The sequence below is a fragment of the Streptomyces sp. NPDC048277 genome (genome assembly GCF_040652235.1).
GTDB lineage: Bacteria > Actinomycetota > Actinomycetes > Streptomycetales > Streptomycetaceae > Streptomyces.
Window position 1 is genome coordinate 26,652 of sequence record NZ_JBEZLQ010000016.1, and the last position, 18,968, is coordinate 45,619.

The 18,968-nt window shown below is 71.8% G+C and carries 3 protein-coding genes; all 3 read left to right on the forward strand.

From position 1 onward, the window contains the following. Positions 1–45 precede the first annotated feature (45 nt). Genes AB0D85_RS30925 through AB0D85_RS30935 form a run of 3 tightly spaced genes read left to right on the forward strand, consistent with a single transcriptional unit; the run spans position 46 to position 18,959 of the window. Positions 46–528, forward strand: a complete 483-nt coding sequence (locus AB0D85_RS30925; RefSeq protein WP_362327404.1) for a YbaB/EbfC family nucleoid-associated protein — start codon at positions 46–48, stop codon at positions 526–528. 38 nt (positions 529–566) lie between these two features. Continuing rightward, on the forward strand, positions 567–908 hold the full coding sequence (locus AB0D85_RS30930; protein ID WP_362327407.1) for a hypothetical protein: 342 nt from the start codon (positions 567–569) through the stop codon (positions 906–908). A gap of 3 nt (positions 909–911) precedes the next feature. After that, on the forward strand, positions 912–18,959 hold the full coding sequence (locus tag AB0D85_RS30935; RefSeq protein WP_362327410.1) for a lonely Cys domain-containing protein: 18,048 nt from the start codon (positions 912–914) through the stop codon (positions 18,957–18,959). The last annotated feature ends 9 nt before the right edge of the window (positions 18,960–18,968 follow it).

An 18,968-nucleotide genomic window follows, 5' to 3' on the forward strand; every position in this document is an offset into this window, starting at 1 on the left:
GGTGCCGGATGTCGGAAGCCGGGAGTCGGGAGTCGGGAGCCGGCGATGAGTGACCACGTCGAGCGGTTGGAGAAGAAGATCGCGCAGGCGAACGCGGAGCTGGCGTCGGTACAGGCCGCCGTGGCGGCGGCCGAGCTGCGGATGAGCACCTTCGCGTCCACGGTGATGTCCAAGGACGGCTCGGTGGAGGCGACGGTGGGCGCACAGGGCGAGCTGACGGGCCTGCGGTTCCTGGACGGCAAGTACCGTTCCATGTCCGCCGCGCAGCTGGCCGACGCCGTGCTCAGCGCGGTCCAGGAGGCGCGCTCGCACCACGCCCGCGCGGTACGGGATCTCTTCGAGCCGCTCACCCGGCCGAGCGCGGTGATGCCGGAGCTGCCCGGCCTGGAGATCGACTGGGACCGGATCGTCGGACCCGCGGCCGACGAGCTGCCCGAGGAGCCGGGGGTGCGGTCGGCGAACGACCGGCTGCGTGACGAGATCAACGAGGACGACGACCCGGCCGACAGGGCGTCACGCCGCCGGTGAGCGGTGTCATCGCGGCATTCCGAGCGACGGAGACAGACATGGCAGACGGCACGTCCTTCGAGGTGGATCCCGACCAGGTCACCTCGGGCAGCTCCCTCATCACCGAGCTGGGCTCGTTCGCCTGGGACATCCTCGGCCAGTTCAACAACGTGATGGCCGACACCAGTTGGACCGGCACCGATTCCAACGGACACAAGATCCGCGACAACTTCGTGCAGAACCGGGACTCCACCACGAACACGCTGACGTCTCTCGCCCAGGCTCTCGAGCGCACCGGTGAGGCGACCATCATGAACCTCAACGCCGCGCAGGGTACCCAGGACGACATCATCGACGGGATCAACGAGCAATCGGGCGAGTACGGCGCTCGGCGAGGTTAGCTCATGGCCATTATGCCGAACCAATGGCAGAAGGTCATGACCTTCATCCTCACGGGCGAGATGTTCCCCGATACGAACGAGGACGGAGCGAATCAGAAGAGCCTCGACTTTCAGGCCACCAAGATCGGTGTCGATTCCCTGAAAGGAAAGATACGCGAGGCCATCCAATACGTCGGCGATTCGCTGCCCGGGGAAGTCGGGACGAATTTCACCGATTCGATGAACGTCATGCTGCCGTATCTCGACCAGCTCACCGACGGCCTGGAAGACGTGTCCGCCGGGCTGCGGAAGACGGGCATGGACATCCGCGAGGCCAAGTGGCAGCTCATCGCCGAGCTGATCAGGCTGGCGGTGGAGATCGCCGTGCTCACGGCGCTGTCGTACTTCACCGGCGGCGCCTCACTCGGCGAGATCGCCGTGCAGAAGCTGATCTCCAGGGCCCGGATGCTGGTGATCCTTCTCGAACTCAGCATGCGTCTGCATCTGCTTCCGGCCATCACGGAGGCGATCGAGGAGGCGTTCCAGACCCTGATGGTCCGGCTGGCCCTGATGAAATGGGCCCCCGACGGACAGCGGCCCAGCGGGATCAGTGGGGGAGACATCGTTTTCAGCCTGTTCTTCGGCGCGGCGGGCGGCCACTTCGCGTCGGTTTTCGGTGACATAGCGAAGAAGATCAACAACGGTATCGACGATGCATTCAAGAACACCCTGAAGGACCCGTCGAACAAGTGGGACAATAATTTCTCCATCGACCACGTCAACGGTCCCAACAATTACCGGGGCAGTGGTGACGGAATCCCGAACGGCAGTCACAATGACGGCGCCAACGGGAATCGCAGTGACGTCCCGAACGGTTCAGGCGGCAATAAGAACCGCGACGAATACGGCAACAACTACGGAAACGGCGACGGCGCCGACTACGGAAGCAATCACGGCAACGGCAAGAACGACTTGGGCGATCCAGATGAATTCGACATCAAGCATCAGCCCTTGGAGTTCGTCGCCGACGGCGCAGCCGAGTCATTGGCCGAAGCCATCACCATGGCCGTCTTCTACGGGAACTTCGGTTCAAGCTGGATGACCTTCGTGGGCGCCGGGCTCAGCGAACGGGTCGAGGCGGGCCTGGACACGGGCATCACGAACGGCATGGTCTCGCTGCGAAACCTGAAGGACGACAAGTTCACGTCCGATGATTCCCGGAGCGGCAACGCCGTGGACACGAACACCTGGAGGGGGAGCGGGGGCGGAGGCGGCAACCGCGTCGGTGGCTCGGGAAACCGGACCGATCACTCCGAGACGTCGGGCAGTTCGGGGAGCAACGGGTCCAGCGGCGGCCTTTCGTCCACGTCCGACCTGTCGAGTCTCGACACGAACCTCGACACCGGGAACATCGACGGGACCTCGGACGGTCTGAACAGCAACGGCAACGGCGACTCCGAAGCCTTGAACTCGCATTCCGGGAACCTGAAGGGCAACCGCGGCATCCCGATCACCTCGTCCTCGCCGATCCCGGATGTCAACGGCTATTCCGACCAGGGGCAGAGCCAAGGTCGGAGCCTGGGGCAAGGCTTCGACACCCCGAGCACCTCGGTTCCGACGTCCTCCAACGGATCGTCCCAGGGCCTGTCCACAGACACCGGGAGCGACAGCGGCTACGAGAGCGACACGGACAGCCGGACGAGCGCGGACGCCGACACCGACGTACATACTCACCAGAGCCAGAACGAGGTCCCGAACCAGAATCAGTACCAGAGCCAGAGCCAGGGCCACAGCCAGGGCCTGAACGCTCCTACAGGTCGGGATTCGCACGCTTCCCTGTCCCCCGCCCCGGTGACCACGCCCTCCAACGCCCCCCACGCGCCGGACGCGACCGGTCATCGCGCACCGAACTCACCCGCGACCACCCCCGACGGCAGCGCCAAAGGCAACTCCCGCGTACCGGAGATCCACAGAGACGTCGACGCCGTGCGTGACGAACACGCCGACGTGGGCAACAGCCACGACGTCGCCGGCCGTGCGGAGGCCACTGCCGACGCCGAGCGTGCCCGGAGGCAACCGGCCGAGATCGAGGACCGCTTGCCGGACCTGGGGGTGGATTCGTCCGCCCCGGCACCGGACACCCGGTCCGACATCGCGCCGGTCGTGGCCCGTGACGGCGCCCAGCGTCAGTGGATCGCCCAGCGGGTGTCACCCGGGGATCTGGCCACCGGCATGTCAGATGTCGTCGTCGACGGTACGGTCGGTCTCGACGAACTGATCGCGGCCGGGGTCACGATCACTCCCGATCTGCGGGCGCAGGCAGAGCTCGGTCGCGGCGATCAACTTCCCCTGTATGACAGCGGGTTGTCCCCCGTCGATCAGGCTCGGCTCCTGATGCTGCGGCCCGGACCGTGGCCGCAGGTGCTCGACGTCACTGCCGCGAACGCGACACGGCGGATGTGGCAGGAGGCGTACACGGACTTCGCGAACTCCGTGCCACAGGACGCGGACGGGAATCCGGCCGAGGACCCGTCCAGCGCGTGGAACACCGCCGTCGGTCTGGTTCTGCCCCTGGAGCCGCACCCCGTGCTCACCGATTCCCGGTATGCCGGTGAGGAGTTCCGGGACGCCGCACGACAGGTCGCCAACCTGCTGGTGACCGGCGGCAACGTGCGGGTGGCCACCGATCTCGCCGACCGCCTCCGGCACGAGTCGGGCCTGCCGGTCCGGGTCCACGGCGGTGGCCCCGACGCGCCCGATGCCGCGCAGGCCGTCCGGACGTCCAGTCTTCCGGCACCCGCGCCCGGCTCCCCGGCGCCCCCGGCCGCGGGAAGGTCCGCATTCGGAGTCCCCGCCGCGCTGTCGGTCCCGGCACCCGCCCCCGCCCCGGGCCCTGCGGAAGGACCCCGAACGGCCGGGAAGCCCGTGGTGGAGACCGGTCGGGCTACGCCGGCCGACAGAGACGCCCGTCCGGTTCCCACGCCCACCCCGGTCCCCCGCACCACGTCGTCGTCCGCTCCGCGTTCCGCGGCGGGCGCCGAGGTGCGGACATCCGAGGAGACGCGCCCACCGCACCCGGCCGCCGCACTCTCGGTGGTCGCCGCCGTGCCGGTCCGGGCGCCGTCGCGGCCGTACGTCGACTTCGACGAGGGCGACAAGCAACTCGACGAGGATCGGCTGCGGCAGATCGACGAGCTGGCGAAGGAGGTCGTGGCGGGTGGGCTGCGCGACCTGAGTGCGGGGCTCCGCGTTCCCCGGATCACCGTCACCGGCTTCGGCAACGGCCCCCGGTTCGCCATCGGGTCCAGCGCCGTCACCATGGCGCGGTGGACCGGGAAGCGACGGGCGGACGCCGTGGCCGACGCACTGCGGATCGCGATCCGACGCGAACTGGCCGCGTCGGGCCCGGCGTTGGCCACGGTACGCAGGCGCTGGGGCAGGGAGGTGAGCGTCGCCGACTTCCCGATCGTCACACACGGAGGGGGACGTACCGACCCTGTGCCCGGCCCGACCGGCACGACCGACGCGCCGGCCGGGCGGCGCCGGGCCGTCATCGACGTCGAGCGGTCGCCCCTGTCGCCCGTGGTCGCCAGGCTGGAGCAGCTGTACCCGGAACTCGGCTCCGGCTCCCTCAGTCTCGACCAGATCGCCGAACTCGCCCTGCGCCGCCCCGGCGCCGAGGTGGACACCATCCGGGGCTCCCATCGGCCGATCCCGACCGCCGCGGTCGCTCCCCGGTCCTCCTTCGGCACCGACGCAGCGCCGGACCGCCTGCGCGCCCTGTACGACCTGGTGGCCGCCGCGACGGCCGCCGGGCGGGCCACCAGCGCGGCAGCCCTGACCGCCTTCCACCTGAGCCGGCAGGGCCTGTTCTCGGCGGACACCCTCCTCACCGCGCCGGACGGCACCCCCCGGGGCCGTAACTGGACAGGTGGTCCGGGTCGGGAAGCCGACACCTCCGGGTATCGCGTGGTGGCGCAGGACGACGGCACCACCACGTCCCGTCCGTGGCCCTCGGCGGGGAACCCGGGCGCGCCCGACCCGTTCGTGATCAGCACCGCGAACGGCGGCCACAACCACACCAGGCTGGCGCTGGCCGACGGCAGGCGGTGGCGGCTCTCCTCCGAGGAGTTCGCCGAACTCCTCGCCATGGACCCCGCCCTGGCGGTATCCGACCCCCGCATGCCGGTGGTGCTGGCCTGGACGGAGGCGGGCGACATGGGTCTGGACCTGCCTCGTACAGCCGCCTTCCGCTCCGGTCGGCAGGTGTGGGCGCACACCGGCACGGTCACCTCGGACCCGGACCCGAAGACCTCCCGCCTCGTCGTCAAGGTGTCCGACGACCGTGACGTCGAGAGGCCACTGGGCACCTGGATCGTGAGCGAGCCGGACGACTTGGACGACACCGACCGGACGAACCGGTTCGACCGGAGCCCGGCCGAGGACCGGTTCCTGACCGTCGACGGAAGGGCGTTCCGGTTCAGCGAGATCAAGAGCGTCACCCTCGCACTCGACGGACGTTCGAGCGGCCGGTCACTGATGGGCACCAAGGACCAGTGGCTGCGCGAAGAGGGCATGGAGGCAAAGCTCTCGGCCTCCGAGTGGTACGACGCCGATCCGGTCACCGGCGAGCCGGTCGGCGCTCCTCGTCCGGTGCCGTGGAAAGGCCGCAGGGTCTACTTCCTGAACGCGCACGGACTGCCGGGCAGGACGCAGGTGGTCGGCGCCCGCTCCGAGACCGGCATGGTGCGGAGCCAGGCGATCGGCCCTTTTCTGCGCCGTCGGCCCAGCCTGCGCAGACTCGCCCCCGACGTACCGATCGTGCTCATGTCATGCTGGGCGGATGCTCCCGACAGTGCGGAGCAGGTCGGCTTCGGCAGCCCCGCCCCCTTCGCCGCCGACCGTCTCGCGGCTCTGTCCGCCGCCCAGCGGATCGCCAACGAGACGGGGCGCACGGTCTTCGCTCCCAACCGGGTGCACATTTCCTGGGCGGGCAAGAGCGGGCTGCTCATGTCGGTCACGGGCGCTCCGGGCGACTGGATCGAGGTGCGGCCCGAGCCCGAGGGGAGCCCTCTGGACGGCCTCGCTCGGATCGCCGGCCTCGACGGTCCGGGGATCGACGAGCAGGACAGACGGGACACCACGCTGCGGCTGGTGCGTGCGCTGCGACAGACCTTCGGCGTCTCCGTGGAGGACGACCGGGATGACGCGGACGGTACCTACCAGGCGCTGCTGAGCGGCCTGGGCGCCCTGGAGTCGATGCGGCGGCAGCACCCGGACCACTCGGGCGGCGGCCCGTTCACCCTCGACCTGCTGGAGCGGATCATCTGGGCGCACACCGGACAGCGGCCCGTCCCCGGTACCCCGCCGCCCTCGTCCCTGGCCTTGGCCGACGTGCGCGCCACGCTCGATGCGGCGCTCGCCGCCCTGGACGCCGACAGCGGGACCGCCCTGTCCGGCTTCGTCGCCCTGCCCAGCGTGGACCGGGCCCGGGAACTGCTGGCCACGGGCGACCTGGACGCACGGGCCCGGCAGGTGCTGGACATCCCGCCCGACCGGAGCGTCGAACCGGCCGACCACCGACGGCTGCTGTGGGCTACCGTCAACGCGGTCGAGGCGGTGGAGAACCACCCCGACGCGGATGTTCTCGCCAGGCGGGTGCTGCACCTGCCGAAGGCGGCGGACCCCGGCACACCGGCATACCGGGAGGCGCTGCTGTGGACGGCTGCCGGGGCGGCGGCGGTCGGGCGCGACGTCCACCGCCCGGCCGCGCTCGCCGCCTACGACCTGCAACGGCACGGCGCCTTCGACCCCGCCAACCGCGTCTTCTCGACGGACGGCCGCCCCGTGGGGCGGAACTGGTCGCCGCACGCGTACACCGGTCGGCTCGGCACCGACACCTACGGCGTCGTCGACCCCACCGGTGGCAGCACGCAGCCGGACTACCCGACGCCGTGGACCAGCGGCGCCGACCGCGGCACTCCGCACGTCGTGGTCCTGAGCCCGGGTACCGAACCGGACACCGCCCTCATGCCGGGGCCCGGCGGGACCTCCCGGGACGTGCCCTACGAGGAGATCGCCGAACTGCTCCGCCACGACCCCCAGGTCAACGAGATCGACAGCTTCGTCACGCGCATCGTCCCCGTGGGTCTCGGACCGGACACACGAGGACTCGGCCGGGTCCTCGCGAACCGTGACGCACTCGGCCACACGGTGGTCGCGACCATGCGCCCACTGGATCTCCGGCAGAACGCGTCGACGAACGAGCTCGGCCTCGTGATGACCACCACGGCGTACAACAGGAACGGGGACTGGTCCTTCGTCCGCCCCAAGAAGCTCAGGCGGCCGGCTCCGGCCGCGGCCGCGGCCACGCCCCCGGTCGTCAGCTCCGTCAGCACCCCGCCGGTCACCGACATGTCCACCGACTCCGCTGTGCCGACCACCGCTCCGGCCGACCCGCCGGCGACCGACGGCGCGCCCCCCGTCGGCCGTCCCCGATCCGCCGTGCCCCCTCCGACCCGCCCGCTCGCCACCCCGCTGGGGAGCATCCCGGAGGACGCGCCCCTACCTGTCCCGCCGCCCCCAACCGTCCCGCCGCCCGTCCCCCCACCCGCCCCGCCTCCGGCGAGCACGCGGTCCCACGCCCTGCCGCCCGCGTGGGTCGGCCAGGACATCGACAGGCGGCGACCACCGCGTATCGACCGGGAGCGGCCTGCCGCCCCGCTGGACGGCGGCGGACCGGTGCGGTTCACCGACGGGTCCCGGCTGCCCGCGTACATGGGCGGCGTCGCCGCCCTGTTCCCCGGGCTCCCCCGGGACATCCTGCGTCGCTCCTACGTCTTCGGCCAGAGCAACCCCGAATTGCGCGGCGCCGACCAGGTCGCTGCCGAGGTCATCGAGCAGCTGCCCGCGGCGCTGGCTCCCGCCCCGCCCAAGAAGCGGTGGCGCATCGCCGGACGGAGCCTGCGGGACGACGTACGGCTGCGGCTGGCCCGCAATCCGGACGGCTTCTTCGGCGACGGCCAGGAGTTCACCTACCGCACCGCCGACGGCCGTACCCGCGTGCTCACGATGACCGCCCGCCCGTACGGGAACTGGAGCAGGTTCACATTCGGCTTCGCCAACCCGGTCAAGGTGGACACCATGCAGCGGTCCACCACCACGACCGGCCGGACCGCCGTCAACAGCGACTCCATCGCCCTGGTGGCGTCGACGCCGGTCGGGCCTGTCAGCCTGCCGATCGCCGTCTGGGGCCGGGCCAACTTCACCAAGTCATGGGGCAAGCGGACGCAGTCCGCCATGCAGAACCAGACGATCAACCAGACCGAGACCCGTACCACCGACGGATCCCATCCCCACCTCGGAGACGTCTGGTACGACATCAAGATCACCGACGGCCGGGGGCGTCCCGTCGACAGGGACGGCAGGACCGTCCCGGAAGGCAACAGACGGGCGGTCGGCTTCCGTTCCGGATTCGCCGTCTGGCACGGTGTCAAAGCCCGGCTGGCCGACAGCCTCGCCAAAGGCGAGGCCGGCACGGAGCCGGTGCCCCACCGGATGAACCTCCACGGCAGACCCGCCTACCGCCTGGTCAACACCGAGGCGTACGGTCCCGTGGGGCACATCCGCGACTGGGCGCTGCGACAGACCGGGGTCAAGCCGGACAGTGTCGCCGACTCGCAGCTCCGCGACTTCTTCTCCACCGACGGCTTCCACCGGATGAGCGGTGTGCTGAACGCGGGCCGGACCACCACCCCGTCGCTGTCCCGTGACTCGGCGGGCCGCTCGCCGCTCGGCACCTTCTCGGTGGAGGTCCGCTCCGGCGAAGCGGTCCGCATCAGCGAGACCACGGCCGCCGAACTGCGGGACATCACCCAGTCCACGGTCCGCAACGAACGGGTGGCGGGCCGGTCGAAGAACACCGAGATCGGCGGCGCGGTCGGACCCTCCTTCCAGTTCCTGGGCCTGGGAGACGGCAAGTTCAGCCTGCGCGTGCTGTTCGGCCTCAACGCCCGCTACGGCAGTTCCCGCAGCCGTTCCTCGACGACCGGCGGCACCGGCGCCATCAAGACCGCCGGTCAGGCCAAGGGCGACCCGACCGAGCTCTACATCGTCCAGAAGACGATCACCGTGACCGCACCGCCCGACACCAAGGCCCCGCTGCCCGACCAGCGGGGCGACGGGGGAGAGCGGCGGGGCAAGCTGCGCAAGAACCCGCCGCGGACGTGGAGCCTGCCGCCGCGCAGCCAGACCTTCCAGACCTGGGCCGTGGAACGGATGACCCGTACGGAGGCCAGGCGGCTGGCCGGTCTCGACCGGGACCTGCCGCGCGGAGCCGAGCCCGCGGTGCCGCCGTACCTCACCGAGGACGACCCGACCACCCTGGGCATGTCCCGCCCGGAGGAGTTCACCTTCGCCGACGGCGCCACCACCCGCACCGTGGACGGTCAGGAACGCACCTTCCCCGAACACGTCGCCCACCGGGTGCTCGACCAGGTCGCCCGGGCCTACCCGGGCCTGATCGCCCCGCCGGCCGAGCTCAACCCGGACAACCCGCGCTGGCGCGACGCCGATCACTTCCAGATCGTGCAGTCCAACACCCAGGAGGTCCTGGACACGCTCACCCGCCACAGCATGGCGGGCACCCTGGAGACGATGATGACCACCGGGCTGCGTATCGACCTGGTCGACTCCGGTCGCTTCACCCGGGGTCTGCGGCACGTGTGGATCGACGCGAGGCTGACCGGGCGGCGGTTCGAGGGAACGCAGAAGGACCTGCGGCTGCGGTACAGCGCGCCCGGCAGCGAGAACCTGGGCGGGCAGCAGAGGGGCGGGCGGGGCTGGCACGTCGGCCTGGAAGGTCTGGTCTCGGTGCGCGACGCCACGAGGGACAACAGCGGCAGGCCGTCGCACGCGGGCACGTTCTCGGGCGGCGGGCGGTACGGGGCCCGCAACGACTCCGACAGCCACCACGGTCCGAGCGTCACGCACGAGGCCATGGCCATCGGTACCAAGGGCTCGCACCTCCACAGCTACGAGCTCACCATCACCGCCCGGCGGGGCGGCTTCCGGCGGCTCCGCAGCCTGCTGCGCGGCGTCCTCTTCCTGAACCTGCTGGGCACGCAGCCCTTCGTCTTCGCCGAGAGCGAGAGCAATCTGCTCGGGCCGGCCCCGCACAACCGCGACCCCCTGGTCGGACGGGTGCTGCTGAGCACCCCGGTGGAGCACGTCCCCCGGCCCGGCGCCGCCACCCGCACCCCGCACGCTCTGCACAGCCTGCCCCTGCCCATGGTGCCCCGGGTCGCCCGCGACCTGGCCCTGGCCACCCCTGCCCTGTTCGAACGGGCCGCGCACCACCGCCCCCAGGCGTACCAGAGCCATCCCTTCCTCACTCTGGCCGTCACCGCCGACCCCGCGCTCGCCCAGGCCGCCCGGCAGACGCTGGAGGAGGCGTCCCACGGGTCGTGGCTGCTCTCGCAGGAGGGAGCCCCCTCGCACGACGCCGCGCTGCGGGCCTTCCAGAGCCGGTACCTCACCGCCAACTTCGACCAGACCTCCAGCCCCCTCGCGTGGCGGGTCTCCGGGCTGTGGGACAAGGCGCCGTACCTGAACCGCTCCTCCGTCCTCGCGCACCGCACGAAGATCGTGCCCGACAGCCTCACCCCGCTGACCGGTCCCGTCACGGTGGACACCGAGACCACGATCGGCGGTATCGCCCCGGTCGCCGGCCGCAACGCCCGCGTCAGCACCGTGTTCTTCGGCGGCCAGTTCAACTACCTGCACTCCCACCCGACCGGGCCCGGAGTGACCGGCGTCTACGGTGTCGCCGTCAGCCCGTACCGGCTCGACCGCTCCCAGGTGCTCACCGTGTCGCGGACCGCCGTCGCCGAGATCAACCGCAAGGACTTCAACCGCCAGGTCCTGGTGACGGGTGACGTCGAGCACGAGATCGCGGCAGCCTCCTCCACGGTCGGCCGGCGAGCGATCGGCCGGCGCGGCACACCGCATCGGATGGCGTGGAACGCGGGACGGCGGGTGCGGGTGGACGACGGCTGGACGGGCCACATCCCGGAGAAGAGCGCCTACCGGCTGCTCCTGCTCACCGACCACTGGAGCACCGACGACCAGGGTGGCGTGCCCCTCTACACCCACCGCTCCTGGTCACCGCAGCCATGGTTGCTGGACAACCCGTTCGGCGGCTTCCCGGTGAACTCTCTCAACGTGGCGTCCGTGCTGCTCGACTTCGACCAGAAGCTGCGCCCGCTCGGACTGTCCACGGCCGACCGGGACGCCGTCCTCCGGCTGGCGTCGGACCGGGTGGTGCGGGCGCTCGGCAAGGAGATGGTCGGTTCGGGTGCCTCGGTGACCGCGGGAGTCGGCCGCTGGGGCTCCGAGACCGCGCGGTTGTGGATCGGGGACCGGCGGGCCAGGGCCCGCGTGGAACTGATCCCGGTCAGGGTGCACCGCGACGGGGCCGCCGCCGACGGCGCGGGGCCGGGGTTCGCGGGCCTGGGCCACAGCGTGGAGCTGGAGGAGCACCGGCAGGGGGTGGAGACGATCCAGGAGAGCCGCGAGCGGACCTCCGGCGCCAGTGTGGGCACCGTCGTCACCGAAGGCGTGCACACCGGCAACGACATCGTGCGGGCGGCGGGCCCCACCTACTCCCAGGTCGGCTCCACCCAGCAGGGCGTGCTCCAGAACCGTTCCGAGAGCGGCGTCCGCATCGCCACGGCGACGACCACCCAGGCACACGGCGAGTACGTCACCCGCTACCGGCTCCGTCTCAGCCTGGAGGTCACGGACACCGGGGACGCGCATGGCGGCCACGAGACCGACCACCCGGAGACTCCCGACGCCGACCTCCAGGCGCGGGCCGTGCGGTGGGGGCGGAAGGTCACGGGCCGGCGCCGGTTGTCCGTCGTCTCCGAGGGCGACGTGGGAGACCTGATCGAGCACCTCCCCCTCAGCCTGATGCGTCCCGATCCGGTCGTCCCGGCCGACGGTGGCGCCCCGCTGCCCGACCCGCTCGCCCCGCCTGCCCTCGACCCGCCCGGCGCTCCGCACAAGGTGGCTGTACCGGACGTCATGGGCGCGGGCGGCTGGCACGACGTACTGCATCCGCGCGACCGCACCACGAAACCGTTCACCCTGCCCGAGGACGGTTTCAAGGTCCGCCGGGTCATCGGCCTGGACCAGCTGCACAACGCCAACACCCTGGCACTGGCGGCCGCGTACGACTCCTCGATCAGGCTGCCGGAGGCCGCGCGGACGGAGGCCGACCCGCCGGAGACCGATCCGACGGAGACCGGCCTGCCGAGTGCCGAACTACTCGCGAAGGCGTTGGACACCCCCTTGACCCGGGCCGGCACCGGCTCCGCGCAGAACCTGGAGGACGGGACCGGAAACGGGGCGCTGACCGCCTTCTACGACCACACACTGACCACACAGGGGTACCGGATACCGGGCCTGACCGACCGGGGCTTCTTCGGCGGCGCGGACGGCGACCTGGCTCTGTACTCCAAGCCCGACTTCGGCAGGGCCCAACTGCTCACCGTCACCGACGGGATGAAGCACGAGGCACCCAAACGGAACGCGCAGGCCGGCGGCATGTCCGCCACCCGAGGCGGCACCACCGATTCCTCGCTGGGCGCCGGCCCCGTCACATCCACGCAGAACACCGGCACCAACCAGATGGGCGCATCCCTTCCCGGTGGCTCCTCCACCGACTCCGACGCCTTCACCGCGAGCGGTGACCGGCTGGCCTCGGTGAACGTCAAGCCGAACACGACGCGTTCGTTCCTCTTCGCCATTCCCACCACCTGGCTGAGCGTGGCCGCCGTCCGCCACCATGTGAAGGACAGCGGGGCGGTACGGCTGCTGCGTGGCCCGTTCGGCGACACCACCCGTGCGAAGCAGGCGGTGGAGACCGACACCACCGTCCTGGCCTGGGTACGTGAGGACATCGCCCGCGACCTCGGCCTCGTCGACGACACCCGCTTCCCGCCGAAGGTGGCCAAGGCATGGGACGCGGTCACCAAGGCGGACAAGGCGTGGACGGCCGCCGACAAGACCTACTGGGACCTGCGCCGCGGCGAGGGAGCGAGGCTGGAGGCGGCGCTGGGGCAGGCGGAGCGGAACCTGACCGCGCTCACCGACCGCGATGTCGAGAGGCTCCCGCAGATCGTCCGGGCGCGCGAGGCCCTGCGGGACATCGAGGAGGAGACGCGGTCCGCGGAACCCGCCCACGACGGCTGGGCCGCACTGCAGGCCGACCTGCTGGACAGGCAGCGGGCATCGGCCGAGCGACGGCTGGAGGACCTGCGGGAGGCGGCGGAGAGCGAGGTGACCGCCGCCCGGCAGACCCGGGAGGAGGCCCAGGGCCGGCTGGACGAGTTCACCGGCCGGTTGCGGCAGGCCCGCACCACCGCCGAGGCGCTGGCCGACGAGTACGCCCGGGTACGCGAGGACACCGACCGGCTGACCCGCTGGCACCAGCTCTACGCCACCCTGGACGGCCTGCCGCACCTCGAAGCCCCTCGCGAACCGGACGAGGTCACCTTCACTCCGCCGCCGGCCGCCGCGGAGAGCAGGCCCCCGGAACCCAAGAAGGACGACGTCAAGAAGGACGACGTCAAGAAGGGCGAGTCCAGCAACAACGAGTCCGGGGACGGCGGAGCAGACCGGAGAGCCCGCCCGGCATACGCACGGCCGCCCTGGCAGCCGGACCCGGCGCGGGACGGCGTACGCTTCGACGCCGCCACCGACCACCGCACCCTGACCACCACCGAACCCGACGGCCGTACCCGGGTCTACGACCTGCACCGGCCGAACGGGGACGGCAACGGCTTCTTCGCCGCCGTCGCCCACGGTCTCGGCGACCCTCGCACGACCCCCGCCCGGATGGCCGCCCGGGTCGCCAGGGTCGCCCGGCGCATGGGTCCTCCCGAGGACATGGCCCTCGACCCGGACGCGATGTTCCACACACAGGAGTTGGAAACCAGAATCGCCCGCGCCCTCCGCAGCGACCCGGCCCTGCGCGCCGCCGTCAAGGCCGACGGGGGACGCCTGACCGACGCCGTGCGCGACGGGCTCACCGCCGACGAGCAGTGGGGCCTGATCCAGCTCCATGTGCAGCGGGCCCGCCGCTGGGACGGCGCCACGGCCGACCTGGCCGCGTCGCTGACCGCGCGCGCCCTCGGCGTCGACCTGACGGTGGTCGCGGAGGACGGCTCCACTCAGCTCTTCTCCGGCAACCGGCCCCTCGGCAGCGGACCGCTGCCCGAGGCGACCGTGTACCTCCGAGGGGACTCCTATCTGACCGCCCTGCCGCGCCCTCTCGACCCCACGGGCGCGCCCCCCGCCGTCACGGACACCGACACCACCCCTACACGGCACACCCCGGCAACCATCAACGGGCAGACGACCACGACTACTCCACCGCCCGTACCGACGACGCCACCCCCGCCGGCACCGACAACCGCGCCTCCGCCGGTACCAACGACTCCCCCTCCGCCCGTACCAACCACCCCGCCCGAACCGACGACCCCACCTCCGCCCGTACCGACAACTCCCCCTCCACCCATACCAGTGGTGACGGCGACGACAGCGACGAACGAGCCGTCCGTCGAGGGAGGCCGTACCGATGGCGGCGAGCGTTCGTTCGGCGACCCGAGGAACGACGGACGGGACAGGGGACCAGATCCGGACCCGCTCATTGTCCCGGACGTAGACGGTGACGAGGCGCAACGCCGGTGGATCGCCCATCAGGTGACGGAGGGCGACTTTCCGGCCGACCGTTCGGTCCTCGGCATCCGCGACCCTTACGGCCTCCGCGACCCTGACGGCATCTACGACGCCGATGATCCCGTCGACCGGGTCCGGGAGCTGATGGTCAGGTCCGGTCCCTGGCCCGAGGCCCTGCAGGCCGTCGCGGCCCGGGCGGCTCGGCGGATCTGGAACAAGGAGTTCGCGGACTTCGCGGACACGGTGCCCGGCACCGGCCCGGAAACCACCCGGGGGGACTGGGACACGGCCGTCGGCCTGGTCATGCCGCCGGAGCCGCACCCCGTACTCGCCGACTTCCGGTATGCCGGGAACGGATTGCGGGATGCCGTACGACAGGTCGCCGGTCTGCTGGCGGCGGGCGGGCCGCTGGATGAGGCGCGAACGCTCGCCGACCGGCTCCGGCACGGCCTCGGTCAGCGGCCGGAGGGCCTCGACGGCACCCCCCGCGCGGCCGGTGTTCCGACACCGTCGCCCGGCTTCCCGGCATTGCGGACCGCCACCGCCGGAACGTCGGAACCCGGCCGTTCCGGCGCTCCGGACACCCCGACCACCCCGGCATCGATGCCCGGCGCCCCGAACGTGACGGGCCCCGTCGACTTCGACGCGCTGATGCCGCGTGCGGAACCGCACGGCACCGCCCCGGCATCCCCGGACGGTTCCCTCGGCTCGACGGACATGGATCTGGACACTCCCGAGCCCGAGGAGTCGCCGACTCCTGCGCCGCCCACCCCCGATGCCCGGTACGACCAGGCACTCGTCGGCATCTTCGGCACCGGAATCACCAGGAACGGGCTGTACACGCCACTGCGCGACGCCGTCGGGCGGTTGGACAGGATGCGGCAGACCGCGGGCGACTCCGCGCTCCGCGAGGGGCAGTTCGACCTGGACGCCGTGGCCCGCGAGGTGCTGCTCCTGGACGAGGGAACACCCGTGACGAACACACTCCGCGCAGACCTGCTGCGGATCGCCGTCGATCCGGCCATGGCACAGGCGCCCGGTCTCGCGACGCTGACCGTCTTCGGCCTCACCCTCCGGGGCGGCCTGTCCCGGGCCACCGCGCTCACCGCCTCCGACGGCACCCATTACGGACGCAACTGGATCGACGAGCCGGGCATCGGCAACCATCTGGACCTGAACCTGGCCATCACTGAGGTGCTCGTCGAACGCGACGGCGGCACGACCGAGGCGACCGATCACCGCGTGGCACCGTGGCGGCCGCAACCGGGGCGGCCACGGCCGTTCGTCATCCTCGCGGGCGGAAACTCCGAGGTGGTCACCGTGCGGCTGCGCGACGGCACGGAGGTCACGGTGGGGCACGACGTGTTCATCGAGCTGCTGGCGACGGACCCGGTGTTGGCCGGACTGCCCAAGGACGTCCCCGTGGTACTGGTCGTCCCGTACGCCGGAGGCCGACGGCCGCGGATGCCCCGCGAACTCGCCTCCCGGCTCGGCCGGGAGGTGTGGTCCACCAGCGGCAAACCCTCCCTGAGCACGAAGGACGACGGGACGCCCGCCTCGCTCGCCCTTGACCAGGAAAAGGGCGTGCCACGCGGCGACTGGATCCGCAGCAGCCCCGGCGAGGTGCTGACGGACGACCGCACGGACATCCCCGAGTGGGAACGCAGGGCCGTCAGCTACACCCTCGTCGCCGACGCGGACGGCAACCCGCAGGTCGGCCGGGCGTACTTCAAACCGGCCGAGCTGGCGGGGAGCCGGGAGCGGGCGTACCGCAACCTCCACCGGATCACGTCCGCGATACGGTTGCACCCTGGTTCAAAGGTTCCGATCGGAACCATCCAGCGACCCGGCGGCGCGCGTCGGGGCCAGCGGGTGTACCACCTCGTCGTGCACGGCCTGCCGGGGACCGTGGACATACCGCAGGAGGACGGCACCACCTACCGCGCCACCGGCGAGGAGTTCACGGGCTCGCTCAAGCGGAGCCCGAGTCTGAGGCGGCTCCGCGACCAGGACTGGATCTACCTTTCCGCGTGCTGGTCCGGTCGCAGCACCGACGGCCGTAACGTGCGCGCAGCCACGAACCCGGCCGTGGCCCTTCCGCCGACCGCCGACCCGCTCGCGGACATTGCGGTGGCCCAGAGCGTGGCCAACGGCATGCGGAAACGCGTACGGGCCACGGACCGCGTCAGCGGTCATGCGCACCCGCACGGCTCGAACCCGGACTTCCAGGCGGCGGTCATGGCCGACGCGCAGGGGCGGGGCGGCGAGTTCCTGGAGTTCTGGCCCGAGCCGCTCCTCGCGGAGCTGGCCGACCGCGCCCGGATCGCGGGCCTGCACACCGACGCGGCGCCGGTGCCGGGAGAGATCCTGCTCCGGACCCTGCGGCTGGTGCGCGCGCTGCGACTGGCCCTCGGCCCGGGCATCGACGAGGACCCCACCTACGACGACCTGCTCCGGGGCATCGGCGCGCTGGAGTCGATGTGGCACCAGGATCCCACGCTGACCGGGATGGGCCCCTTCACCATGGACCTGTTCCAGCGGGCGGCCCACGCCGACCGGCGGGATCACGGTGGCAGTGCAGGCATGCTGGACGCCGCCGCCTACCGCGCTCTGCTCGCGCGGGCGGCGGCCGCACCCCGGGGCGGCGCGCTGACCGACTTCGTCCGGGTACCGCAGCTCGCCACGAGCGCCCAGCAGATCCGGTCCCACGGGAACCTCCAGGCGATCGCTGCCAGCACGCTGGGCCTGGGCCCGTCGGCCGCGGTCGGCGAGACGGAGCTGTCACGCCTGTTCTGGGCCCAGGTGACCGCCGTCGAATGGCTCAGGGGGGTGACCGACCGGGGCGCCACCGCCGCCAGGGTGCTGCATCTGAACGCGCCCGACGGCTCGAAGGGCGCCCAGCTGGCCGAAGTGGCCCTGCGGGCGATCGCCGCCGGACGGAACCCGTACAACCTGGTCGAGCTGGCCACCTTCCACCTTGAGATGATGGGAGCCTTCGCCCCGCAGACCGGGATGCCTGACGCCCTCGGCCGTCCGGTCGGCCGGAACTGGGGGCAACCGCTGTCGGCGGGCGCGCGCCTGGACGGGTCCGTCCTCAGCATCGTGAGGCCGGGGCCCTCCGGCCTGCCGCGCCGCACCGGCGAGGACGCGTCACCCTGGCTCGCCCCGGGCAAGACCCCCGCGTACGTCGTCTCGGCGGTCGGCGCCGGTCCCGGCCGGACCTGGCTCAACCTGCCCGGTGGCCGGTTCGCCGTGCCCGACGCGGAGGTCGCCGATCTGATCGCCCGCGACCCCGTTCTCCTCAACCGGGACCTGTACGACACCGACATCGTGCTGGCCGGCGTGTCGGGCGACGCCTCGGTGCCCCGGCCGGGCGCCCCGCTCCCGCTGCGGTACGAGGTCGTCCGGACCACGGCCAGGTCCGTCTGGGCCTCACGAACGACGGCGGCCCTGGGCGGCAGCGCGAACTCCGGGCGGGTCTCGGTGAGCGGATCCTCCGCCGCCGACTGGGCCGTCACCAGGCCCCATGACGCATGGCAGGCGCGACAGCTCCCCCAGTCCTCCCCGCCGGCAGGACAGCAGCCGACCGTCCCCACCACCGTGGCTCCGGCGACCGGGTTCATTCCCCTCGCCGCCGCCCCCGCCCAGCCCCCGGGACCGGAGCCGGAACCGCATGCCGAACCGGACACGGAAACGGAACCGACGGCTGACCCGGACACGGACACGGACACGGACCACGACACGGATACGGAAACCGACCCCGACACGGACACCGGTCTCGACCCCGACGCGGACGCGGACGCCACAGAACTGGCGTTTCATCAGCCGGCCGGCGACGACGACTGGCTGCCGGGAGCTCTGGCGGACGCGCTGAAGGTCCGGTCGCCCGGCCTCCCGCACCGGCCGGGCCTGAGTGTGCTGCTCTCGGGGCCGGCCCCCGCCGACGCGCTGCACCGTTGGGTCGAGTCCCGGCTCGCCGAACCTGACGCCGCGGAGCGTGCCCCACGCCTCGCCGCTGACGACTGGGCCGGTGCCCGACCCGTGCTGACCGTTGATGAACTGAGGTCTCATGACGTGGAACTGATGAGAGATCAACTCGCTTACGCCGCTCTCGCAGGAGGGCTGGCGCCCAGCGAGGTCACCCTCTCACTCGCCCAGCGGTACCGCTTGCTGCGGCAGTGGCGCGATACCGGCGCCACCGTCACGGGGACCGTCGCCGCCCTGGCAGCGGCCGATCTGGGCCTCCGCATCACGATCGTCGAACCGGGCGGCGCCGTACGGCACTTCGACCCTGACCCGGCCGGCGAACCATCGGCGGCCCGGCCGTGATCCCCTGGC